Annotated in this window: 18 protein-coding genes and 1 pseudogene; 7 read left to right on the forward strand and 12 right to left on the reverse strand. The window is 72.5% G+C overall.

All coding sequences use genetic code 11. The annotated features are described in order from the left end of the window. Positions 1-28 precede the first annotated feature (28 nt). The 5 genes and pseudogenes from OHU34_RS39480 to OHU34_RS39500 form a co-directional block, all read right to left on the reverse strand. The gene (locus OHU34_RS39480) at positions 29-805 is read right to left on the reverse strand and encodes an NPP1 family protein (protein ID WP_142268651.1); all 777 of its coding nucleotides are present in this window, start codon (positions 803-805) and stop codon (positions 29-31) included. Between the two features lie 153 nt (positions 806-958). After that, positions 959-1,939: an ATP-dependent DNA ligase gene (locus OHU34_RS39485; RefSeq protein WP_405771038.1), complete on the reverse strand. Its 981-nt coding sequence runs from the start codon at positions 1,937-1,939 to the stop codon at positions 959-961. Between the two features lie 85 nt (positions 1,940-2,024). Further along, positions 2,025-2,458 (reverse strand): annotated as a pseudogene (locus tag OHU34_RS39490) (LuxR C-terminal-related transcriptional regulator); the annotation flags it as partial. A 277-nt stretch (positions 2,459-2,735) separates the two neighbouring features. Beyond that, positions 2,736-3,887, reverse strand: a complete 1,152-nt coding sequence (locus tag OHU34_RS39495) for a histidine kinase (RefSeq protein WP_405771041.1) — start codon at positions 3,885-3,887, stop codon at positions 2,736-2,738. 134 nt (positions 3,888-4,021) lie between these two features. Continuing rightward, entirely contained in the window at positions 4,022-5,062 is a 1,041-nt protein-coding gene (locus OHU34_RS39500) for a zinc-binding dehydrogenase (RefSeq protein ID WP_142268648.1), read from the reverse strand. Between the two features lie 880 nt (positions 5,063-5,942). Here OHU34_RS39500 and OHU34_RS39505 point away from each other — a divergent pair. Next, the gene (locus OHU34_RS39505; RefSeq protein ID WP_142268647.1) at positions 5,943-6,461 is read left to right on the forward strand and encodes a MarR family winged helix-turn-helix transcriptional regulator; all 519 of its coding nucleotides are present in this window, start codon (positions 5,943-5,945) and stop codon (positions 6,459-6,461) included. Between the two features lie 3 nt (positions 6,462-6,464). On the opposite strand, the gene OHU34_RS39510 is transcribed toward OHU34_RS39505, so the two are convergent. Then, on the reverse strand, positions 6,465-7,637 hold the full coding sequence (locus tag OHU34_RS39510; RefSeq protein WP_405772511.1) for an MFS transporter: 1,173 nt from the start codon (positions 7,635-7,637) through the stop codon (positions 6,465-6,467). An 81-nt stretch (positions 7,638-7,718) separates the two neighbouring features. On the opposite strand from OHU34_RS39510, the gene OHU34_RS39515 reads away from it, so the two are divergent. Continuing rightward, positions 7,719-8,477, forward strand: a complete 759-nt coding sequence (locus OHU34_RS39515; RefSeq protein WP_405771045.1) for an AraC family transcriptional regulator — start codon at positions 7,719-7,721, stop codon at positions 8,475-8,477. On the opposite strand, the gene OHU34_RS39520 is transcribed toward OHU34_RS39515, so the two are convergent. Next, positions 8,474-8,746, reverse strand: coding sequence for a hypothetical protein (locus OHU34_RS39520; protein WP_405771047.1), 273 nt, complete (start codon positions 8,744-8,746; stop codon positions 8,474-8,476). The two genes, OHU34_RS39515 and OHU34_RS39520, sit on opposite strands and share 4 nt — an antisense overlap. A 150-nt stretch (positions 8,747-8,896) precedes the next feature. Between OHU34_RS39520 and OHU34_RS39525 the strand changes: the two genes are divergently transcribed. From OHU34_RS39525 to OHU34_RS39535, 3 genes are all read left to right on the forward strand, one after another. Then, on the forward strand, positions 8,897-9,289 hold the full coding sequence (locus OHU34_RS39525) for a hypothetical protein (RefSeq protein ID WP_142268645.1): 393 nt from the start codon (positions 8,897-8,899) through the stop codon (positions 9,287-9,289). Beyond that, positions 9,286-9,753, forward strand: a complete 468-nt coding sequence (locus OHU34_RS39530) for a peroxiredoxin (protein ID WP_405771050.1) — start codon at positions 9,286-9,288, stop codon at positions 9,751-9,753. Before OHU34_RS39525 ends, OHU34_RS39530 begins: the two co-directional genes overlap by 4 nt. Positions 9,754-9,870: 117 nt before the next feature. Next, positions 9,871-12,216: a SpoIIE family protein phosphatase gene (locus OHU34_RS39535; protein WP_405771053.1), complete on the forward strand. Its 2,346-nt coding sequence runs from the start codon at positions 9,871-9,873 to the stop codon at positions 12,214-12,216. A gap of 25 nt (positions 12,217-12,241) precedes the next feature. Here OHU34_RS39535 and OHU34_RS39540 read toward each other — a convergent pair whose 3' ends face one another. Further along, complete coding sequence (locus OHU34_RS39540; protein WP_142268642.1) at positions 12,242-13,072, reverse strand: aldo/keto reductase; 831 nt, start codon at positions 13,070-13,072, stop codon at positions 12,242-12,244. A gap of 203 nt (positions 13,073-13,275) precedes the next feature. Between OHU34_RS39540 and OHU34_RS39545 the strand changes: the two genes are divergently transcribed. Further along, on the forward strand, positions 13,276-14,271 hold the full coding sequence (locus OHU34_RS39545; RefSeq protein WP_142268641.1) for a TauD/TfdA family dioxygenase: 996 nt from the start codon (positions 13,276-13,278) through the stop codon (positions 14,269-14,271). 6 nt (positions 14,272-14,277) lie between these two features. Here the strand turns inward: OHU34_RS39545 and OHU34_RS39550 are convergent, their stop codons facing one another. The 4 genes from OHU34_RS39550 to OHU34_RS39565 form a co-directional block, all read right to left on the reverse strand. Then, on the reverse strand, positions 14,278-15,312 hold the full coding sequence (locus OHU34_RS39550; RefSeq protein ID WP_405771057.1) for an LLM class flavin-dependent oxidoreductase: 1,035 nt from the start codon (positions 15,310-15,312) through the stop codon (positions 14,278-14,280). Between the two features lie 92 nt (positions 15,313-15,404). Then, a complete protein-coding gene (locus OHU34_RS39555) occupies positions 15,405-16,910 on the reverse strand; it encodes a metallophosphoesterase (RefSeq protein WP_142268639.1) in 1,506 nt (501 codons plus the stop codon). Positions 16,911-17,423: 513 nt separating this feature from the next. After that, positions 17,424-18,251 (reverse strand): MHYT domain-containing protein, encoded by an 828-nt coding sequence (locus OHU34_RS39560; RefSeq protein WP_142268638.1) that lies wholly within the window; start codon positions 18,249-18,251, stop codon positions 17,424-17,426. A gap of 138 nt (positions 18,252-18,389) precedes the next feature. Then, positions 18,390-19,238 carry a class I SAM-dependent methyltransferase gene (locus tag OHU34_RS39565; RefSeq protein WP_405772513.1) on the reverse strand — a complete coding sequence of 283 codons (849 nt, stop codon included), beginning with the start codon at positions 19,236-19,238 and terminating at the stop codon, positions 18,390-18,392. Positions 19,239-19,600: 362 nt separating this feature from the next. On the opposite strand from OHU34_RS39565, the gene OHU34_RS39570 reads away from it, so the two are divergent. Then, positions 19,601-22,003, forward strand: a complete 2,403-nt coding sequence (locus tag OHU34_RS39570; protein ID WP_230193670.1) for a M4 family metallopeptidase — start codon at positions 19,601-19,603, stop codon at positions 22,001-22,003. The last annotated feature ends 60 nt before the right edge of the window (positions 22,004-22,063 follow it).

Raw genomic sequence — 22,063 nt, forward strand, 5'->3', positions numbered from 1 at the left:
ACCCCGACCCGCGGACGGCGGCCGGGGCTCACGCGGCGGGATCGAAGGCGATCCCGGACGGCTTCGCGGAGGAGAGGTGGTTGTTGAAGTTGGCGTCCTTCAGACCGAAGTTGGCGCTGCCGAAGTCGTACGCGCTCAACTTGTCCCGCAGGCCCGCCGGGTAGCCGTTCCAGCCGACCAGCGGCGGGTACTGCCAGGTGCCCTTGTGGTTCTCCGGCGGCTCGTCATTGGAGTTCGCGAGCCGGAAGCAGTGCGTGCTGATGCCGTCCTTGTGGTAGACGATCTTCGCGTGCGAGCCGTCGAATCGGACGCCGGAGGCCGCGGTCACGGTGAACGAGCCGTGGTTGGACGTCGAGACGTACTGGACCTGGCCGTTCTGCACCCAGATCACGACGTGCTCCCAGTCGTGCCGGTGCCCGCCGATGCTGCTGCCCGCTATGGCCTGGTCCTTCTCGAAGTAGAGGCCGTACAGGTACGCGCACCAGCCGTTGTTGCACTTGTAGCGCGAGTAGCTGTTGGTGTTGTCCAGGTCGGAGGCGTCCCGGCAGCTGCCGTTGAGGGCGCCGGTCGGGTTCAGCCCGCCGTTGATCGTGCCGTCGGGGCCGATGGCGGGGGTCGAGTAGCAGCCGTCCGTGTCGTAGTCGAACGCGGGCTGATACGTCAGTTCGGCGGCTTCGGCGTTGGACGGCAGGGCCGTCGGCGGGGCGGCGAAGGCAACCGACGGGAGGGCGACGACGAGTGCGGCGGCACCGGCGAACCCGGTGAGCCACCTCCTGCCGTGGACCTTGAACTTCGATGACGACACCGCGTCCTCCTGGGTTTCGGGCGCAGCCGAACGGCTGTGTGGGGAGAGGGAGTTGAAAAGCAGCTCAGCTTCCCCGGTTTTCCCTTCCACGCCAAGAGGTCGCAGGGGTATCAGTGGTGAAGCACAGCCCAATACTTGGCTGCCGAGGTGAGGTCAGGCGGAAATGTCCGGCAGGTCCGCCGCCGACTCCTCGGGGGTCAGGTCCGGCCGCAGCCGCAGCCAGGACGGCTGGCGCAGCAGCCCCGCCCGGGTCCGCGTGCTGTACCGGACCTCGCCGACCAGCCGGGGCACGACCCATCGCGCGCCCGGCGCCTGCGGTACGGCGTCGAAGGGGCACTCCTCGGTCGCGGCGGCCCGCAGGAGGGCCGCGAGTTCGACCCGCTCGGCCTCGCTCCAGCCGGTGCCCACCCCACCGACGTACCGCAGTCCCGTCGCGGCCCGCTGCCCCACCAGGACGGCGCCGGGCAGCCCGGTCAGCCGTCCCTTGCCCGGCAGCCAGCCGCCGACCAGGACGTCCGCGACGCGCATGTTCCGGATCTTGATCCAGGCGCGGGAGCGCACCCCCGGCTCGTACACCGAGTCCAGACGCTTGCAGACCAGCCCCTCCAGGCCGTGGGCGCGGATCGCCTCCAGGGCCTCCCGTCCGTGTCCGACCAGAGCGCTCGGCGTCGACCAGAACGGCCCGTCCAGCGCCAGCTCCTCCAGCCTGGCCCTGCGCCGCGTGTACGACAGCGGGAGGAGGGACTGCCCGCCGAGATGCAGCACGTCGAACAGCACGAGGTGCACCGGTGCCGTCGCCGCCAGCCGTGCCGCCTTGCCCGGCGCCTGGACCAGGCCCATCCGGGACTGGAGCAACTGGAAGTCGGCCCGGCCCTGTCCGTCCAGGGCGAGGACCTCGCCGTCCAGCACGGCCGGCCTGGCGCCGAGCGCCGTGGCCAGCGGCCGCAGCTCGGGATAGGCAGCGGTGATGTCCTCCCCCGAACGGGCGCGCAGGGTGATGCTCCCGTCTCCGGCGAGGTACACCACGGCCCGCTGCCCGTCCTGCTTGGTCTCGTAGGCCCAGCGTGCGTCCTGGGCGACGGGCGGCAGCCGGCCCGGGGTGGCGAGCATGGGGGCGATGAGAGGGAGGGTCACGGGTGAGTTGTGGACGCGGCCGGGCCGAAGCACGCGGAACGGGCCGCGGTTTCGCCTGAACGGCGGCGCTGTGCCGGTCGGGCGCTCAGTGGTCGCCGGGCAGCGGCTCGGGCGCCCGGACCAGCCCCGACTGACAGGCGATCACGACCAGCCGGGCGCGGTCCCGGGCGCCGAGTTTCGTCATGGCGCGGTGCACGTGGGTGCGGACCGTCAGCGGGCTGACGAAGAGCTCGTCGGCGATCTCCTCGTTGGAGCGGCCCTCGGCGACCCGGGCCGTCACCTCGCGCTCGCGTGCGGTGAGCCCGGCGAGGTGCTCGGGGAAGCCGAGCCGGGCACTCTCCGCGGGGGAGGCGAGGAAGCGGGCGATCAGGGAGCGGGTGGCGAGCGGGGAGAGGAGCGACTCGCCGGAGGCGACGGTGCGGATCCCGTCGAGGAGGGCGCGGCGGTGACGTCCTTGCCGAGGAAGCCGCTCGCGCCGGCCCGCAGCGCCCGGGCGACGCACTCGTCGATCTCGAAGGAACGGGCCCGGCGGGCCCACCGGTTCCGGCCGTTCCGGCGGTTCCGGCCGTTCCGGCGGTTCCGGCGGTTCCGGCGGTGCCGTCGTCGGTCACGGTGATCTTCAACCGGTCGCGGTCGAAGCACAGCCGCACCCGGGCCGTCCGCGCGCCCGTGTGCCGGGTGACGTTGGTCAGCGCCTCCTGGACGATGCGGTACGCCTGCTCTCCCGCCGTGGGCCTCCGCGGGGCGTGGTACGGGCCGCCGCGACGGTTGTACGGCGGGTCGGCCTTCTCGGCGTTCACCACACGCACGGCAGCTCCACCTCGATCACCGTCGGCCCGCCCACCGGGCTGCTCACCCGCGCGGTCCCGTCGAGCGCGGCGACCCGGCGCCGCATGCCCAGCAGCCCCGAGCCGGCGCTCTCGTCGACGCCGCCGCACCCCTCGTCGCGCACCCGCACGCTCAGCCCGGTCCGGGAGCGGGCCAGCACGACCTCGGCCCGGTCCGACCCGCTGTGCTTCGCGGCGTTGGTCAGCGCCTCGGCGATCACGAAGTAGGCGGCCGCCTCCACCGCGGCCGGTGCCCGGGGCCCGTTCGGGAGCCCGTCGGTCCGCACGGTGACCCCGAGTCCGCTGCTGCTCGCCAGCGCCCTTACGGCCCCTTCGAGTCCCCGGTCGGTGAGGATCGGCGGATGGATGCCGCGTACCACGTGTCGCAGTTCGGTCAGGGCCTCCTCGGCCTGGTCCTGCGCGTCAAAGAGCAGCTTCCGCGCGGTGTCGGGATCGGCCCCGTAAGCCCGTTGGGCCAGTCCGATCCGCATCGACAGTGCGACCAGCCGCGCCTGCGCGCCGTCGTGCAGGTCCCGCTCGATCCGGCGCAGTTCGGCGCCGTGCGCGGCGACCGCGTCCGCCCGGGTCGCGGTGAGCTGCTCGACCCGACCGGCCAGCAGCGCCTTGGGGGAGGGGCTGAGCAGGGCGGCCGACCACCCCGCCTCCAGGTCGGCGAGCCGGACGAGCAACGGCAGGACCAGCGCCTCGCGGCCCAGCAGCGCGCGCCGCGCACCGTCGACGAGGAGTCCCGCCGGCCACAGCGGCAGCATGAGCACCGTCAGCCAGCCGTAGGCGTAGTACGCCCCCAACCAGCGCAGATCGGTGAGCGTGCCGGGATCCCCGACGGCCGTCCGCAGCCGCTCGCGCAGCGGACCGGAGACCGTTCGGTACGCCTCCGGTATCTCCCGGCCGGTCCAGGAGGCCGTCGAGCGCCGCTTGGCCCCGGCGATCCGGCGGATCAGCAGCACGGTCTCGGGCAGCAGCCAGATCCCGACCCCCGTGACCGCGCCGGTGGCGGCGATCAGCAGGACGGTGATGAAGATGTACGACCCGAAGGCCATGGCGGCGGCCAGGAAGAGGTGGACCGTGGCCCGCGCAGCCTGTCGCAGGGTCGTGCGCATGGAGTGCCGTTCCTCTCGTGAAGAGAAGAGGGGGAGGGGGAGGGGGACCTGAGGGGAGGGGACGTGGGGGAGCGAACCGCGCGGGCCGCCGGCCGGTGGGACACCCCGGACCGGCGGACCCGTGTGCGGAGGTCCTAGTCGTCCAGTGTGACGACGACCTTCTCCGCCGCGCCCGGCGTCAGGGCCAGTTCGAAGGCGTGTGCGGCCTCGGAGAACGGGACGCGATGGCTGATCAGCTTGGCGAACCGCTCCTGGTGCTCGACCAGTTCCGGTGTCACCTCGAAGATCTCGGTCGGGTAGCCCTGGGAGGCGATGAGGGTGAGCTCGCTGCGGAGCATGCCACCGAGGTCGATCTCGCCCTTCTTCTGCACGGCCACCATGACCAGCTTCGCGTGCCACTTCGCCGACTGCACCACGGTGTTGAAGACGACCGGGGCGCCGGCCGCGTCGATGAAGATGTCGGTGCCCGGCCGGGGCTGGCCGAGGGCGTTGGCGCTCTGCCCGTGCAGCTCGGTCAGCCGTGCGGCCACGTCCTCCTCGGCCGAGTCGATGACGGCGTCCGCCCCGACGGCCAGCGCCTTCTCCAGCCGGGAGGGGACGACGTCGGCGACCACCACGTGCTCCACACCGCGCAGCTTGAGCCAGATCGCCGCGCCCAGACCGATCGGCCCCGCGCCGAACACGACGACCTTGTCGCCCGGCCCCGCCCCGGAGCGGTTGACGGCGTGCCGGGACACGGCCATCGGTTCGTTGAGCGAGGCCACGTCGAACGGCACGGTGTCGGGGAAGACCGCGACGCTCTTTCCGACCTCGGCGTTCTCGATCAGCAGGTACTCGCTCATCCCGCCGAACTTCCCGCCGCAGCCGATGATGCCGGTGGGCGCGTCCTGCGGGTTGACGACCACCCGGTCGCCGGCCTTCAGACCGTCCACCTCGGCGCCGACCTCCACGACCTCACCGGCCGGCTCGTGGCCGAGCGCCACGGGGATCAGCTCGCCGCCCAGATGGGCCCGGGCGGGCATGCCGCCCATGTGCAGGAAGGTGACGTCGGTGCCGCAGATCCCGCAGGCGCGGATCCGTACGAGCGCGTCCTTGGGGCCGGGCACCGGGCGCTCGACGTCCACGACGTCGATCTTGCCGGTTCCGCCGGTCCGGACGGACTTCATCGTGCTCATGAGGGAGCCTTTCTCACTGGAGTAACTCGGTCGCTGCAGACGGGTGTTGCCGGGCTCGGGGGAGCCCTGACGGAAATCCGGGGGACCGCGGTCCGCCCGCAGGGCCTGCCTTGGCCGGGAGGCCGCGCACCTCAGACGCCGAAGGTCTTGAACACGGCGTCCGCCATGCCCCGCTCGTACGGAGGTCTTCATGGCAGGGGTCCTGTCTGTCGTCCCGGGTGATCCACGCCGTGGAGCTGTGCTCGGCCGGGGGAGAAGCGGCCGGAGCGGCCGAGCGTGCGTGCAGGGTCGGAGGCGTCCCGGGGCCCGGCGCCGGGCGGGGTGTGCCGGCTGCCGGGCCCGGGGACCGCGCCGATCCCCGTCCCCACGGGTTCGGCGGCCGGGGGTCGCCTCCGCTCAAGGCGACTCCCGGATTGCTTGAGTTAGGCAAGCACATCTGGATTACTTGAGTCAAGCAAGCGATGCGAATTACTTGAGTTAGGCAATCAGAAGGGTGGGGTCGAGATCATGCCCCACGCGCGGCCGGTGATGCCGCCCGCCTCGCCTGCGGCGGTCGAGCTGCAACATGCCCTCACCCGGGTCGCCCACCTGGGTGCCCGCGCCCGGCAGCGCGACCGGCCGACCGCGATGGCGAGCGTGCCGCCCGACCGGGCGGCCGTCGAAGGAGGGCGTGGCGGGCGGCGCCTACCTGGCGTGGCTGCTCAGAGGGGAGCGTGGTGCGGGGCGGACATGAGCCTGGGCATATCGCCGCGAATGGGCGGCCGCGTACGATCCGGATACCGGCAGAGGTGCCGTACGCGGGTCGTCCTCCCGCAGCAGGCGCGGTACACGTACGCAGTAACTTACTTGAGTTACGCAACAAGATGGTAAAGTGGGTCGCATGTCCACCGAACCCCTGCCGTTGCCCTCCACCGCGACTCCGGAAGTGATCGAGATCGAGCGCGCGCTCACTCGCATCACCTACCTGAGCACCCGCGCCCGCCAGCACGACCGGCTGATGACACTGGCCGGCGTCCCCCTGGACCGCGCCGCCGTGGCGCTGCTGCGGCAGGTCGCCGACTCCGAGCCGCTGCGGCCGGGGGAGCTGGCGCAGCGGCTGGGCGTGGAGGCCTCGCATGTGACCCGCACGGTGCAGCAGCTCCAGAAGTCCGGTTACGTCACCCGGGTCCCCGACCCCGACGACGGCCGGGCCCAGCGGATCCAGCTCACCGAGGCCGGCCGCGCGGCGGTCGGCCGGGTCCGGGACGCGGGCGCCCGGGGGATGCAGCTGGCGCTGGCCGACTGGTCCCCGGACGAGCTCGGGCAGCTCGCCACGCTCTTCCACCGCATGGTCGACGACTTCCTCTCCCACTCCATCGAGGACGAGACCGAGCAGCCGGCCGCGGCCCCGCGCGCCTGACCCTCAGGACACGCCCGCCCCTCGGGCGCGGGAGCCGGCCACGGGCGACGGAGCTGCGGCGGGGACCGGCTCACGCAGCCCGCGCAGCAGGAACCAGGCCACCACCGGCGGTATCAGCAGGGGAAGCAGGCCCGTCCGCAGGGACGTGGCGTCCGCGAGCGCGCCCAGGGCCGGCGCGGCCGCACCCCCGATGCTGACCGTCAGTCCCAGGGTGACGCCGCTCGCGGTGCCCATCCGGCGGGGCAGGCAGTCCTGGCCCAGCGTCACATGCAGCGAGAACGGCACGTACAGACCGGCCGAGGCGAGCGCGACGAACAGGTACAGCGGCGGGCCCGGGACCAGGACCACGCCGGCCACCGCCAGCACCGTCACGGCGTACGAGTGCCGCACGACCCGGAGCCGTCCCCAGCGCCCGGCGAGCCGGCTCCCGGCCAGCGTCCCCACGGCGCCGCCCGCGTAGAGCACGCACAGTGCGGCCGTCCCCGCCGCCGCCCCGCCTCCGGTGCGCGAACGGACGTAGAGCGAGACGAACGTGCTCAGGCCGACGAAGACGACCGAGCGGCACACCACGGCACCCGACAGACGCAGGAACGCCGGCCAGTCGTCCCGGCCCGCCCCCTCCGCCCCCTCGTCCGTCACCGGGGCGTACCCGGCCCGGCCGGCCGCCGAGCGCACCGCGGCCCCGCACAGTGCCACGCCCGCCAGGGCCGGCAGCCCCAGCAGCGGCGAGGCGCGCAGACCCCAGGTCGCGACGACGGCCGCGACCAGCGGCGGGGCGAGCGCGAAGCCGACGTTGCCGCCGAGCGCGAACCAGCCCATCGCCGTGTGGCGGCCGCCCGAGGCGGCCCGCGCCGCCCGCGCGGCCTCGGGGTGGTAGGCGGCGACCCCGAGGCCGGACACGGCCACCGCCGCCAGCGTGAGCGCGTACGAGCCGCCGATCCCGCTGACGGCGATCCCCGCACCGGAGGCCGCCGCCGCGAGCGGCAGCAGCCACGGCATCGCGAACCGGTCGGTCAGCACGCCGAACAGCGGCTGTGCCACCGACGAGAGCAAGGAGGCCGCCAGGACGATTCCCGAGGCGGCGGCGTAGGAGTAGGCACGCTCGGCGACGAAGAAGGGGACCAGCGCGGCCACGGCTCCCTGGTACACGTCCACGCAGGCGTGCCCCAGGGACATCAGGGTGATGGATCGGTTTTTCGGCACGCTGCGATCGTCACGGCCCGGGTGTCTGTCGCGCTTCCGATAATCTGCCGCCTTGTGCCGCACATCCGCCACACACCGACCGCGCCCACCCGGGTCCAGCCGCTGGCCGCGGGCCGGCGCATCGACGCGCACCGGCACGACGACCACCAGATCGTCTACGCGGGCTCGGGTGTCCTGGCCGTCACGACCGACGCCGGCACCTGGTTCGCACCCGGCACCCGCGCGCTGTGGGTGCCCGCCGGAACCACGCACGCGCACCGGGCGTACGGCCGGCTCGACCTGCACCTGGTGGGCCTGCCGGCCGACGACAACCCGCTCGGTCTGGACGCGCCGACCGTGCTCGCCGTCAGCCCGCTGCTGCGGGAGCTGATCCTCGCCCACACCCGGGCCCCGGACGCCCCGAGCCCCGAACGCGTCCGCCTGCTCGCCGTGCTGCGCGACCAGCTGCGCGCCTCCCCGCAGCAGCCGGCCCGACTGCCCACCCCCACCGACCCCCGGCTCGCCGAGGTCTGCGCCCTCGTCCACGCCCACCCCGCCGACCAGCGCACCCTCGCCGCCCTAGGCGCCGCCACCGGCACCGGCGAACGCACCCTGAGCCGCCTCTTCCGCCGCGAGTTCGGCATGACCTTCCCCCAGTGGCGCACCCAGTCCCGGCTCTACCACGCCCTGCGTCTGCTGGCCGACGGCACGCCCGTCACCACGGTCGCCCACCGCTGCGGCTGGTCCTCCGCCAGCGCCTTCATCGACGTGTTCCGCAGGGCCTACGGGTACACCCCCGGCCGGCACCACGGACGGGCCCGGGACCTGTCCTAGACGCGCACGAAACCGCCGGTCCACTCGTCCTCGTCGAGGGTGTGCTCGTCGATGACGAAACAGTCCGGTTCGTCGGCGAAGCCCGGCAGCAGCCGGGCGCGGCGCCTGCGCTCCGCCGCCTTCTCGGCCGTGGGGTACACGCCGAGCAGCTTGGCGTCGTCGCCGTCCTCCTCGTCGACGTGCACCGTCTCCCCGTCGAGGTGCAGGGTCGACCCGCCTTCGCCGGCTTCGTTCCGGTGCCCGATGTGCCACGGCAGATAGACGGTCATCCCGGAAGGCTAGCGCCGACCGCCGCCAACCATGATGCGCCCCGGCCGAGTTGGGGGAGTCCCGCTCCCGGGTCGCGCCTCGCGACCCCGCCTCCGGAGTTCCGATTACCCTCCAGTAAGGTCGGGCGCCAGGTCATCAGAGGAGGAACCGTGTCCCGGTCCGAACGCTCACCCCTGCTCCTGGCGGGCCTGCTGGCCGGCATGGGTGTGGCCCACTTCGCCGTCCCGCGCCCGTTCGACGCGATCATTCCGCGCACGCTCCCGGGCTCGCCCAGGGCCTGGACCTACGCCAGCGGTGCGGCCGAGCTGGCGCTTGCGGCGGGAGTGGCCCTGCCGCGGACCCGCAGGACGGCCGCGCTGGCCGCGGCCGGGCTCTTCGTCGGCGTCTTCCCCGCCAACGTGAAGATGGCGTGGGACTGGCGCCACCGCCCCACCCCGTTCAAGGCCGCAGCCGTGGCCCGGCTTCCCTTCCAGGTGCCCCTCGTGCTGTGGGCCCGCACTGTCGCCGACGGCGCCGCGAAGACCACGGAGGGACGGTCATGACCAAGGCCCTGGAGACCGGCGACCTCGTCGAGGACTTCGCGCTGCCGGACGAGACCGGCACGGTGCGCCGCCTGACCGACCTGCTCGCCGACGGGCCGGTGGTCCTCTTCTTCTACCCCGCCGCCCTCACCGCGGGCTGCACCGCGGAGGCCTGCCACTTCCGTGACCTGGCGGCCGAGTTCGCCGCCGTGGGCGCCCGGCCCGTCGGGATCAGCGGGGACTCCGTCGACCGCCAGCAGGAGTTCGCCGGCAAGCACGCGCTCGGCATGCCGCTGCTCTCCGACGCCGACGGGGAGGTGCGGGAACGGTTCGGCGTGAAGCGCGGCTTCTCCCTCGCCCCCACCAAGCGGGTCACCTTCGTCGTAGCGCAGGACCGCACGGTCCTGGAGGTCGTCCGCAGCGAGCTGCGGATGAACACCCACGCGGACCGCGCCCTCGACGCACTGCGCGCCCACCGCGGCTGAGCGCCGGAGCGGGACGGCCGGGGAGACCGGGGAGACCGGGGAGACCGGGGAGCGCTGTGCGCCCCGGTCGGCCCGTCGCGGTTGATGCGTCGGAACAAAGGGACCATTCTTGACGATATGGAGCATGTCGTCGCTGCGGCGGTCATCGATGCTCACGGCATCGTGACGGGCTGGAGCGAAGGTGCCCGTCTGCTGACGGGCCATGCGGCCGAGGAGGCCGTGGGCCGGGCCGCGGCCGACCTGCTCGTCGAGGAGCTCCCGCCGCTCCCGGCGCGGGCGTGGATCCGGCCCGTTCTCGTACGCCACCGCGACGGCCGGCACATCACCGTGACCGTCACCGCCTGCCCGGTGCTCGGCGCCGACGAGGAGCCCGCCGGCTGGGCCCTCACCGCCGAACGGCCCTCGGAATCGGAACCGACCCTCGCGGGGCGGGCCTTCCAGCAGGCGTCCATGGCCATGTCCGTCTTCGACCCCCACCAGCGCTATCTGCGTCTGAACGAGGTCGCCTGCAAGGTGATGGGCGTCTCCGAGGACGTCCTGCTCGGCCGCCACTTCCCGGACACCGTCCAGGAGGCCGAGCACAGCCGCGGCTTCGACTGGCACCTCCGCCACGTCGTCGAGACGGGCCGTCCGATCCGCTACGAGAGCTGGGCCGGCGCCCCCTCCCTCAACCGGGAGCACGCGTGGACCACCGAGATGTGGCCCGTGCGGGAGCCGTCGGGCGAAGTCGTCGGTGTCGCCCTGGCCGCCTTCGACAGCACCGAGCAGTACTTGGCCCGCCAGCGACTGGCCGTGCTGAACGAGGCCGCGGCCTCGATCGGTACGACCCTCGACATCGTGCGCACCACCGAGGAGGTCGTCGGTCTCCTGGTTCCCCGTTTCGCCGACTTCGTCAGCGTCGACCTGCTGGACTGGGTCCTCGGCGCCGACGAGCCGCCGCCCGTCCCGGACGGCGAGGTGGTGCTGCGCCGAGTCGCCCACGGCTCCGCCCACGAGGGCACCCCCGAGGCGGCGGTCCGTCTCGGCGAGACCGACGTCCATCCGCCGTTCAGTCCACCCGCGCGCGCCCTGCGGGAACGGCGTGCCGTCCGTATCCAGGCGGGCGAGCCCGATTTCGTGAGCTGGCTCGCCGAACGCAACGCGCGCGCTCCCGAGGGCCGTCGCTTCCGCAGCGGCGTCCACTCGGTGATCGCGGTGCCCCTGCTGGCCCGGGGCACCACCCTGGGCGTCCTGGTCGGCGTCCGTATCGCCCATCCCGACGACTACGAGGCCGACGACGCCGTCTTCGCCGAGGAACTCGCCAGCCGGGCCGCCGTCTGCATCGACAACGCCCGCCGCTTCGCCCGCGAACGCACCACCGCCCTCGCCCTCCAACACAGCCTGCTGCCCCGCGGCCTGCCCGGACAGGCCGCCGTCGAGGTCGCCCACCGCTACCTGCCCAGCGGCTCGACGGCCGGCATCGGCGGTGACTGGTTCGACGTCATCCCGCTCTCCGGCAGCAGGGTCGCCCTCGTCGTCGGCGACGTCGTCGGACACGGCATCGCGTCGACGGCGACCATGGGCCGGCTCTGTACGGCCGTACGCACCCTCGCCGACGTCGATCTGCCGCCCGACGAACTCCTCACCCACCTCGACGACCTCGTCACCCACCTCGCGGGCTACCAGGCGAGTGGCGACGACGAGGTCGCGGAACTGGGCGCCACCTGCCTGTACGCCGTCTACGACCCGGTCAGCCGCCGCCTCGCCCTCGCCGCCGCCGGGCATCCCGCGCCGGCCCTCCTGCTGCCCGACGGCCGCGCGGAGCTGATCCGGATGACGACGGGGCCCCCGCTCGGGGTCGGCGGGCTGCCCTTCGAGGCGGTCGAACTGGAGCTGCCGGAGGGCGCGGTCGTCGCCCTCTACACCGACGGCCTGATCGAGGACCGCGACCGTGACGTCGACCGTGCCACCGGCGAGCTGTGCAGCGCCCTGACCGCGCCCGCCGCCACGCTCGACGCCCTCTGCGACACCGTGCTCAAGGCGGTCCTGCCGGAAGAGCCCGGCGACGACGTCGCGCTGCTGCTCGCCCGCACCCGGGCGCTCGGCGCGGACCGGGTCGCCACCTGGGACGTGGAGCCGGACCCCGCCCGGGTCGCCGCCACCCGCCAGGCGGCGACCGAGCAACTGACCGCGTGGGGCCTGGAGGAGGCCGCCTTCGTCACCGAACTCGTCGTCAGCGAACTCGTCACCAACGCCATCCGCTACGGCGCACCCCCCATCCGGCTCCGTCTGATCCGCGACCGCAGCCTCATCTGCGAGGTGTCCGACGGCAGTTCCACCTCCCCGCACCTGCGCCGCGCCCACGCCTTCGACGAGGGCGGGCGCGGCCTGCTGCTGGTCGCGCAGCTCACCCAGCGCTGGGGCAGCCGGCAGACGGACCGGGGCAAGACGATCTGGGCGGAGCAGTCGCTGGAGCCCGAGTGATCGCTCCTGGACGGTGCTGCCCCGCTCAGAACTCCTCGTGCACCTCGGGGTCGCCGCCCAGGCGCCGGTGCGGCCGCTGCGCGATCGCCGCCAGCTGCGCCGGTCCGAGTTCGAAGCCGAAGACGTCGAGGTTGGCGCGCTGCCGCTCGGGACTGGACGACTTCGGGATGGGGACGGCGCCGAGCTGGAGGTGCCAGCGCAGGACGACCTGGCCGGGCGTCACGCCCAGCGACTCGGCGACGGAGACGACGGCCGGGTCCTCCAGGAGCGTCGAACCGCGGCCCAGCGGGCTCCAGCTCTCCGTGCGGACGCCCTTGGCCTCGTGGAAGGCGCGCAGCTCGTCCTGGGGGAAGAGCGGGTGCAGCTCGATCTGGTTGACGGACGGCAGTACGCCGGTCTCCTTCTCCAGCCGCTCGATGTGCCCGGCGGTGAAGTTGGAGACACCGATGGACCGGACCAGGCCGTCCTCGCGGAGCTTGATCATGGCGCGCCAGGAGTCGACGAACCTGTCGACCCGGGGCAGCGGCCAGTGGATCAGGTACAGGTCGACGTAGTCGAGTCCGAGCCGCTGCCGGGACTCCTCGAAGGAGGCGAGGGTCTCCTCGTAGCCGTGGTGGCGGCCGGGCAGTTTCGTGGTCACCACGATCTCCTCACGCGGCACCCCGCCGCGGGCCACGCCCCGCCCGACCCCGCTCTCGTTGCGATAGTTCGCCGCCGTGTCGACGAGTCGGTAGCCCAGACCGAGCGCCTCGGCCACCGACCGCTCCGCCTCCGCGTCGTCCATCGGCCAGGTGCCCAGACCCAGGGCCGGGAGCTTCGTACCGTCGTTGAGCGTGTGCTCCGGGATGTTGCTCACCAGGGGACCTTTCCTCGGCTGTGTCGTCCGTGTCGTCCCACCAGCCTCACCGATCACACGGGGATCGATCAACCGGAGGCCGCCCGGGGCAGGAGCCCGTCCCCTGTACGGGTGTCCGAACGCCCTGTCGCCAGGCCGCCGATTCGCTGTCACGATCTTCCCGGAGCCGTGACGGACGACGAGTGAAGACGAGCGGAGCACGCATGACGACGGACAGCCGGGCCACCCCCTTCGACGACCCGGCGGCCGAGGAGGCCGCGCGGGCGGCCGGAGTGGAGGTGAAACCGGTCGCCGGACACATCGGCGCCGAGATCGAGGGCGTCGACCTGGCCGAGGGACTCGACGACGCCCAGGTCGCCGTGGTCAGGGCGGCGGTGCTGCGCTGGAAGGTGGTGTTCTTCCGCGGGCAGCGCCTCGACCACGCCGGACATGTGGCGTTCGCGCGACGGTTCGGCGAACCCGTCGTCCTGCGCAGGCGCGGCGGCGCGTCACCGGCGGACTTCCCGGAGATCGAGACGACCGCCGACCGGCTCGAACTGGGCGGGAAGTTCGGCATGGAGCACGAGGAGTGGCTGCGGCGCCGCCGGCACACCCTCCTGCGCGGCTGGCACTGCGACCACGGCGCCCGCGTCGACCCGCCGGCCGCGACGATCCTGCGCGCCGAGACCGTGCCGCCCTACGGCGGTGACACGACCTGGTCCAACCTGGCGGCCGCCCACGCCGGACTCTCCGCGCCCCTGCGGGAGTTCCTGGCGGGGCTGCGCGCCGAGCACCGGCTCGGCGTCGGCTACCAGCCCCGCCCCGGCGACGACGCGTACGTCCGCCACCTGCTCGATCACCAGGTCGCCTCGGTGCACCCCCTGGTTCGCGTCCACCCCGAGACGGGGGAGCGCGTGCTGTACGTCAACGGCTACTACGTCGAGCAGATCACCGACCTCTCCCGCGCGGAGAGCCGGGCGATCCTGGACATGCTGCTGGAGGAGGCGACCCGCCCCGAGTACACGGTCCGCTTCCGCTGGGAACCGGGCAGCGTGGCGTTCTGGGACAACCGCGCCACCATCCACCTCGCGCCGAGCGACAACGCGCATCTGGACTTCCCCCGCACGATGCACCGGGTGATGCTCACCGGCGACATCCCCGTCGGCGTGGACGGCAGGCCGTCCGAGCCGGTGACGGGAACCGAGCCGGGCCGCTGGTGAGGGGCCTCACGCTCCGGCGCCGGGCCGCCATCCCAGCGCCGGACCCAGCTTCGTCGCCATGTCGGTGAGGATCTGTACGTAGTCCTCGTGCCCGAAGGTGAACGGCAGGGCGAAGGCGACCTCGTCGATCTCACGGAACGCGGCGTGGGCGTACAGGCGTTCGGCGATCTCGTTCGAGGTGCCGACCAGGTCCGGGGCGAACAGCAGCCGGGCCGGGCCCTGCGGCGAGGTCGTACGGGGGAGCCGCTTCGCCGCGAACTCCTCGTACCTCGAGCGCTGTTCGGGTGAGGCGGAGTCGGTGGGGATGACCACGAGACCCTGCGAGACACGGGCCGCCTCGCCGTCGGGGTGGGCGGCGCGGAAGGCGTGGACGTGGGAGAGCTGGATCTCGGCGAAGTCCCTGGTGTCGTCCGGGCCTTCGGCCTTGACCACGCTGCTGGTGAGGAAGTTCATGCCGTGTTCCCCGGCCCACCGCGCGGAGCCCAGGCTGCCCCCGCCGTACCACAGGCGGCGGCCGAGACCGGGGGAGTGCGGCTGCACCACGTCGGAGAACACCTCGAAGCCCTCGACCCCGCTGAAGTCGGTGGCGGACCTGCCGCGCACCAGGTCCAGCAGCCGGCGCACCCGCTCGTAGCCGAAGTCCTCCGCGTCGGCGGTGTCCGGGTACAGGGCCTCCTTGACCTGCTCGTAGTGCATCGGCGGGCCGACGCTCACCCCCGGGTTGAGCCGGCCTCCGGCGAGGATGTCGACGGTGGCCAGGTCCTCCGCGAGGCGCAGGGGGTTCTCCCAGCCCAGCGGGATGACGGCGGTGCCGAGCTCGATGCGCCGGGTGCGCTGCGAGGCGGCCGCGAGGACGGCGACGGGGGAGGAAATGCCGTACTGGAGGTGCCGGTGGCGCACCCAGGCGCTGTCGAAGCCGAGCCGTTCACCCAGCTCGATGATCTCCAGTGTGGTCTCGTGCCCCCGGCCCGGATCATCCGCGTCGAACAGCCCGATGGTGAGGAAGCCCAGCCTGCGCAAAGGGCGTGAGGTCGACGGCACGGGGTTCCTCCATCGTTCGACGGTGTGTGCGGCCGTACGGCGGTGGTCGGCGGTGGTCGGCGGTTGTTCGCGGATGGTCGCAAGCGGTCGTTTCAGACCAGCGGGATCGTGACCTCGTCCTCGACCGGTGGGTTCAGCTCCTGGGCGCGGTTCCCGGTGGCCGCGAAGCAGCGCAGCCGGACCGACTCCGGGGTGACGTCCAGCCGCAGGAAGCACTTGAAGAACGGCGGGCTGTACGTCACCGAACTCGGGGAGAAGAGCTGGGTGTAGATCTTGCGCACCGGCAGCCGGAGCCGCTTGCGGCGCTCCGGGCGGCTCCCGGTGCCCAGCAGACCGGCCAGCAGACGGATCCGCCGCGTCACCTTGACCTCGGGGCCCGGTGTGCGCGTCGGCGGGATGCCCAGCCGTTCGGCGACCACCGCCTGGGCCTCGGTCTCGCTGAGGGCGAAGAACCGGCGCAGCCGCAGCCGGCGCCCGTAGAGCCGGCTGTAGAAGGCGAGGGAGTCGCCGCGCAGCGGATAGCAGCGGAAGTCCCGCTCGGTGACGCCGGCCACGGACACCCGGGGGATGGTGTGCGTGGCGTGCATGAACGCGCCCCCGCCGCCCGCGACCACGTACTGCAGCGTCCGCCCGTCGGCCAGCCGCACCGGGTAGCGCTGGTAGTTGTGGATGTCGCCGCCTATGGCCGCCACGTAGTGGTGCTCGGGCGCGCTGACGATGTCGTCGACGCTGCCGCCGCCCTCGATGGGGCACGGGTGATGCTCGCCGTCGACGTAGAGGGGCGAGCCGGTCACGAGGATCTTGGGGCGCGGGCCCTGCGACACCGCGCGCAGCCACGCGCCCTGCTCGGCGTCCAGTGTGCCCAGCAGCCCGGTGTCGATGCCGATGATCCGCACCGGGCCGGCGTCGATCGCCCAGTACGGCCCGGGCTGCACCGCCTGCTGGCCGGGCGCGGACCGCAACGTGCGTGCCTCGGCGAGACGTTGGCCGTCGTGTGTGCGTGGCCGGTGCCACAGCAGGGCGCGCAGCCGGGCGCGGCTGAGCAGGCGCGGTGCGGGCTCGGCGGGCAGGGGCGGGGCGTCGCCGCAGAAGACCCGCATGAACGCGCCCAGGTCCTCGTACCAGTCGTGGTTGCCCGGTATCGCGTATATGGGCGCCGGGTAATCCCGGTACGGGCGGAAGAACTTGGTGCCGTAGTCGTCGGCGCTGCCCACCGGATAGATCACGTCACTGGCGAGCACGGCGAAGGACGTACCCTGACCGGCCCTCAGGAAGCCGGGCACGACGGCGTACTGGGGATCGTCGCCCTCGCCCGTGTCGCCGATGACCATGAAGGAGAAGCTGTCCGGGTCCGTGCGTCGGATGACCTTGTCCTCGGGTGCGCCGGCCGCAGCCCGCTGCGCCACCAGGCGGTCGCGGGTAAGGCCCGTCGGGTCGCCGAACCACGACGCCAGCACGCCGTTGCGGGCGGCCCACAGCATCCTGGGGTCCAGCCACGAGATCTTCTCGGTCCGGTCCGGCATGAGCTGCCGGTACGCGCCTCGGTCGGCGCCGACCCAGCCGGCGCCTTCGGCGGTATCGCGTGAGGAGTCAGACACCGGTGCACCGTAGCAATGATCCACAGGACGACAGGAGTCCGCCCCGCACGACAGGAGTCCACCCTGCCGGGTTCATGCACCGGCATCTAATGCCCTTGACACTTTCCGGGGCCGACCACTCGGACCGGGACGCCGACGGACCGCTGCCCGAGGAGGACCCGGTCGTCGCCGAGAACGACGGGTCGTTCGGCGCCCGGCGCGTCACCGATCCGCGCACGGTGGTCGCCGAGTGGCGCGAGAAGGCGGAGACACACGGCTGGTCGCTGCGCGAGACCGTCATCGCCCTCGGACCGCAGCGCGGGCACGTCGGCACCCCCGCCGGACTCGCCGACCGGTTCGCCCACTGGGTGCGCCACGGGGCCGTCGACGGCTTCAACGTGACGCCGTACCTCATTCCGGACGGCCTCGACGACATCGTCGACCTCCTGGTCCCGGAACTCCAGGAGCGCGGCGTCTACCCCACGCGGTACGCGGGCAGGACGCTCCGTGACCACCTGGGCCTGCGTGAGCCCCTCACCCACCGCTCCACGACCGACGGACGGCAGGCGGGCTTACCGCCTCCTCCGCCGAACCGGCCCGCCCCGCCCGGGCGGGCCGGTTCCACTCGCCGTCGCCGAGCACGAGCAGCGGATCGAACATCACCACCACCCCGGCCAGCAGCAGGAAGATCACCGGCCCGATCAGCATCGGCAGCAGCAGCGAGGTGGGGCTGTCGCCGGCCCACGACGAGGTCGCGCCGTGCACATGGACGCTGACCGCGGCCATCGCCGTGTAGTGCATCCCGGACACGGCGACGCCCATCACCAGGCTGGCGCCCAGGCTCGTCAGGAACCCCCGGATCGTGACGGCCGCCCACAGGGCGGCGGTCGCGGCCACCACGGCGATCAGCACCGAGAGCGCCACCGTGCTCGGCGTGTACGCGATGGCGCCGTTGAACTGCAGGGCCGCCATGCCCAGATAGTGCATGGCGGCGACCCCGATGCCCGTGACGACCCCCGCGAGCGACAGCGACGCCCGGCCGGCGCCCCGGTAGCCCACGATGAAGACCCCGATGCCGACCACCACGATCGCGACCGCGAGGCTGAGCACGGTCAGACCGACGTGGTAGCCGATCCGGGTCTCCTCCACCTGGAAGCCGATCATGGCGATGAAGTGCATCGTCCAGATGCCGCAGCCGATCGACGCGGCCCCCAGCGCCAGCCAACCCGGCTTCCACGAACCGCCGTTGAGCAGCGTCCGCACGATGCAGCGCAGTCCTAACGCTCCTCCCATGCAGGCCATCACAAAAGCCGCCACCGGGGTCACCACCCCGTACCGGAATCCGTCTATCGTGCCTTCCATCATCAACTCCCCCCGAAGTCACGACTGTTCGTGAAGAACGTGTCTACGGGTAAGGGAGTGGCGAAAGCAAGCGTTTCCTGAGGGTCGACGGTCACGTCCGTGTGAACGCGGGCGCGCGCCCGCCGGGGCTGAGCCCGGTCACCGTGGCGAGTTGTCCTTGCCCCAGACGAAGACCTCGGTGCTCGGCCGGCGTTCGGAGAAGCGGCCCGACGCGGAGGCTTCCCGCAGCAGTCGACGCAGGTCCGCCTCGAACGCGTCGCGGCGCGCGCCGAACAGGTGCGGAGCCGAGAACGACATCGAGAACACCCCCGCCACGACGTCGTCGGCCGTCCGTTCGAGCGGCTGTCCGCCGGGCACCACACGGCGCCGCGGGCCGGAGAATCCGGCCCGGGCGAGCACCGCTGCCTCGCCGCCGGGCGTGCCCTGCGGCAGCACGCCCCGGCCGGCCCGGCGGACCGGCCCGAGGTAGTGCCTGATCAGTTCCTCGATCGCCGCACCGGGCACCGCCGGACGGGGAAGACCGTCGACGGTGAGCGTCTCGGTCTTCAGGTCCGAGATGTGCACCAGGGCACCGCCGGGCCACAGCATGTCCCTGGTGGTCGCGGCGACCAGCTCGCGGTCCATCCAGTGGAAGGACTGGCCGAAGGTGGCGACGGTGAACCGGCCCAGACCCGCGGGCAGTTCCTCGGCCCGGGCCCGCACCCACCGAGCCTTCCCGGCCACTCCGCTTCCGGCCGCCTCGCGCCTCGCCTCGGCGATCATCTCCGGGTCCGGGTCCACGCCGACGACCTCGCCGAACAGGTGGGCCAAAGTCAGCGCGAGGATGCCCGGTCCGCATCCCACGTCGAGGAGCCGCCCCCGTCCGTCGAGACGCAGCGCCTCGGCGAGCGCGTCCGCCAGCCCGGGGGCATAGGGGAGCCGTCCGCGCCGGTAGTGCGCGGCGGTGCCCGCGAACAAGGTCTCGTCCCACTCCCACCCGGCCACCACGCCGCCCACCGCCTTCGCGCAGATCCCCTTTGTCCGGTTGCCGATGATCTCACGGCCGGTGCGGCGCGCACCGGCCCGAGCGGCCCGCCCTCCGGGACAGCCCGCGCACAGGGTTCTCACAGCGGGGTCGGGGGGTGGGGGCTCCGTCTCCGCCCGGCACCGAGGGATAACCCTTGAAGCGTCCGGCTTTGGCTGACATGCCACTGTCAAGCCTGTCATTCTCCCACCCAACTACCGCGCACCAGCGGCAAGTTGTCTTCCCGTGCTCACGGTCCCGCACAACTCAGCTCGTCCCGGACAGCACACCCGTCTGCCCGGTCTGTCACCGGCCGTTCCCCACGGCCGCCGCAGTAGGAGAACGAGTGAGACCCAACCCCCGCAAGCGGACCACGGTCGGAGCGGCCCTGCTCTCCACCGCCGCACTCGTGGCCCTCGGTGTCCAGACGGTTCCGGCAACCGCGCTGCCCGCAGCTCCCCACCCCAGCCCCGTGCGCGCCGGTGGCCTGCCCGCCGACCTCACTCCCGCCCAGCGCACGACGCTGATCAGGAGCGCCGAGGCGAAGACGACGGACACGGCCGAGTCCCTCGGCCTGGGCGCCCAGGAGAAGCTGGTCGTCAAGGACGTCGTGAAGGACAACGACGGCACCCTGCACACGCGTTACGAGCGGACCTACGCCGGTCTGCCCGTCCTCGGCGGCGACCTCGTCGTGCACACGCCCCCGGCCTCGCTGGCCGCCGGCACGGTGAGCACGACCTTCAACAACAACCGCCGCACCGTCTCGGTCAAGTCCACGACCGCCACGTACGGCAAGGCGGCCGCCGAGACCAAGGCCCTGACGGCGGCCAAGGCCCTCGACGCGCAGAACCCCGCCGCCCAGAGCGCGCGCAAGGTGATCTGGGCCGGCGAGGGCACGCCCAAGCTCGCCTGGGAGACCGTGGTGAGCGGCCTCCAGGACGACGGCACGCCGAGCAAGCTGCACGTCATCACCGACGCCGCCACCGGCGCGAAGCTCTCCCAGTTCGAGGGCATCGAGACCGGCACCGGCAACAGCCAGTACAGCGGAACCGTCACCATCGGCACCACGCTGTCCGGCTCGACGTACCAGCTGAACGACACCACGCGCGGCACCCACAAGACGTACAGCCTCAACAACGGCACGTCCGGCACCGGCACCCTGATGACGGACGCCGACGACACCTGGGGCACCGGATCCGGCTCCAACACGCAGACCGCCGGCGTCGACGCGCACTTCGGTGCCCAGACGACCTGGGACTTCTACAAGAACACCTTCGGCCGCAGCGGCATCAAGAACGACGGCGTCGCCGCCTACTCCCGCGTCCACTACAGCACGGCGTACGTCAACGCCTTCTGGGACGACGACTGCTTCTGCATGACCTACGGCGACGGCACCAGCAGCACCCACGCGCTGACCTCGCTGGACGTCGCCGGCCACGAGATGAGCCACGGTGTCACCTCCAACACCGCGAACCTCAACTACACAGGTGAGTCGGGCGGTCTGAACGAGGCCACCTCCGACATCTTCGGCACGGGCGTGGAGTTCTACGCGAACAACTCCTCCGACGTCGGTGACTACCTCATCGGCGAGAAGATCGACATCAACGGGGACGGCACCCCGCTGCGGTACATGGACGAGCCCGACAAGGACGGCGGCTCCGCCGACAGCTGGTACTCCGGCGTCGGCAACCTCGACGTCCACTACTCCTCGGGCCCGGCGAACCACATGTTCTACCTGCTCTCCGAGGGCAGCGGCAGCAAGACCATCAACGGCGTCACCTACAACAGCCCGACCTCCGACGGCGTCGCCGTCGCGGGCATCGGCCGGGCCGCGGCCCTGCAGATCTGGTACAAGGCGCTGACGACGTACATGACGTCCAGCACCAACTACGCGGGCGCCCGCACCGCCGCCCTCAGCGCGGCCACCGCGCTGTACGGCTCCAGCTCCACCCAGTACGCCGGGGTCGGCAACGCCTTCGCAGGCATCAACGTCGGCAGCCACATCACGGTCCCGTCGACGGGCGTCTCGGTGACCAACCCGGGCAGCCAGTCCGCCACGGTCGGCACCGCGGTGAGCCTGCAGATCTCCGCCAGCAGCACCAACAGCGGCTCGCTGACGTACGCCGCGACCGGGCTGCCCGCCGGTCTGTCGATCAGCAGCTCGACCGGCCTGATCTCCGGCACACCGACCACGGCCGGCTCCTCCGGCACCACCGTCACGGTGACCGACAGCACCGGCGCGACCGCCACCGCGTCGTTCACCTGGACGGTCAGCTCCACCGGCGGCGGCTCCTGCGCCGCCACCCAGCTGCTGGGCAACGCGGGCTTCGAGTCGGGCAGCACCACCTGGACGGCGACGAGCGGTGTGATCACCAACTCCAGCAGCCAGGCGGCCCGCACCGGCTCCTACAAGGCCTGGCTCGACGGCTACGGATCGACCCACACCGACACGCTGTCGCAGTCGGTGACGATCCCGAGCGGCTGCACCAACACCACGTTCACCTTCTACCTGCACGTCGACACGGCCGAGACCACCACCAGCACGCAGTACGACAAGCTGACGGTCACCGCCGGGTCCACCACCCTGGCCACCTACTCCAACCTCAACGCCGCCAGCGGCTACGTCCAGAAGTCCTTCAGCCTCGGGTCCTTCGCGGGCTCCACCGTGGCGCTGAAGTTCTCGGGCGTCGAGGACTCCTCGCTCCAGACCAGCTTCGTCGTGGACGACACCGCCGTCACGACCGGCTGATCAGGACCGGCTGATCCACTCGGACCGACGACGTCCCGCACGCGGGCTCCCTCCGCGTGC

This window comes from Streptomyces sp. NBC_00080 (assembly GCF_045041255.1).
Classification (GTDB): domain Bacteria; phylum Actinomycetota; class Actinomycetes; order Streptomycetales; family Streptomycetaceae; genus Streptomyces; species Streptomyces coriariae.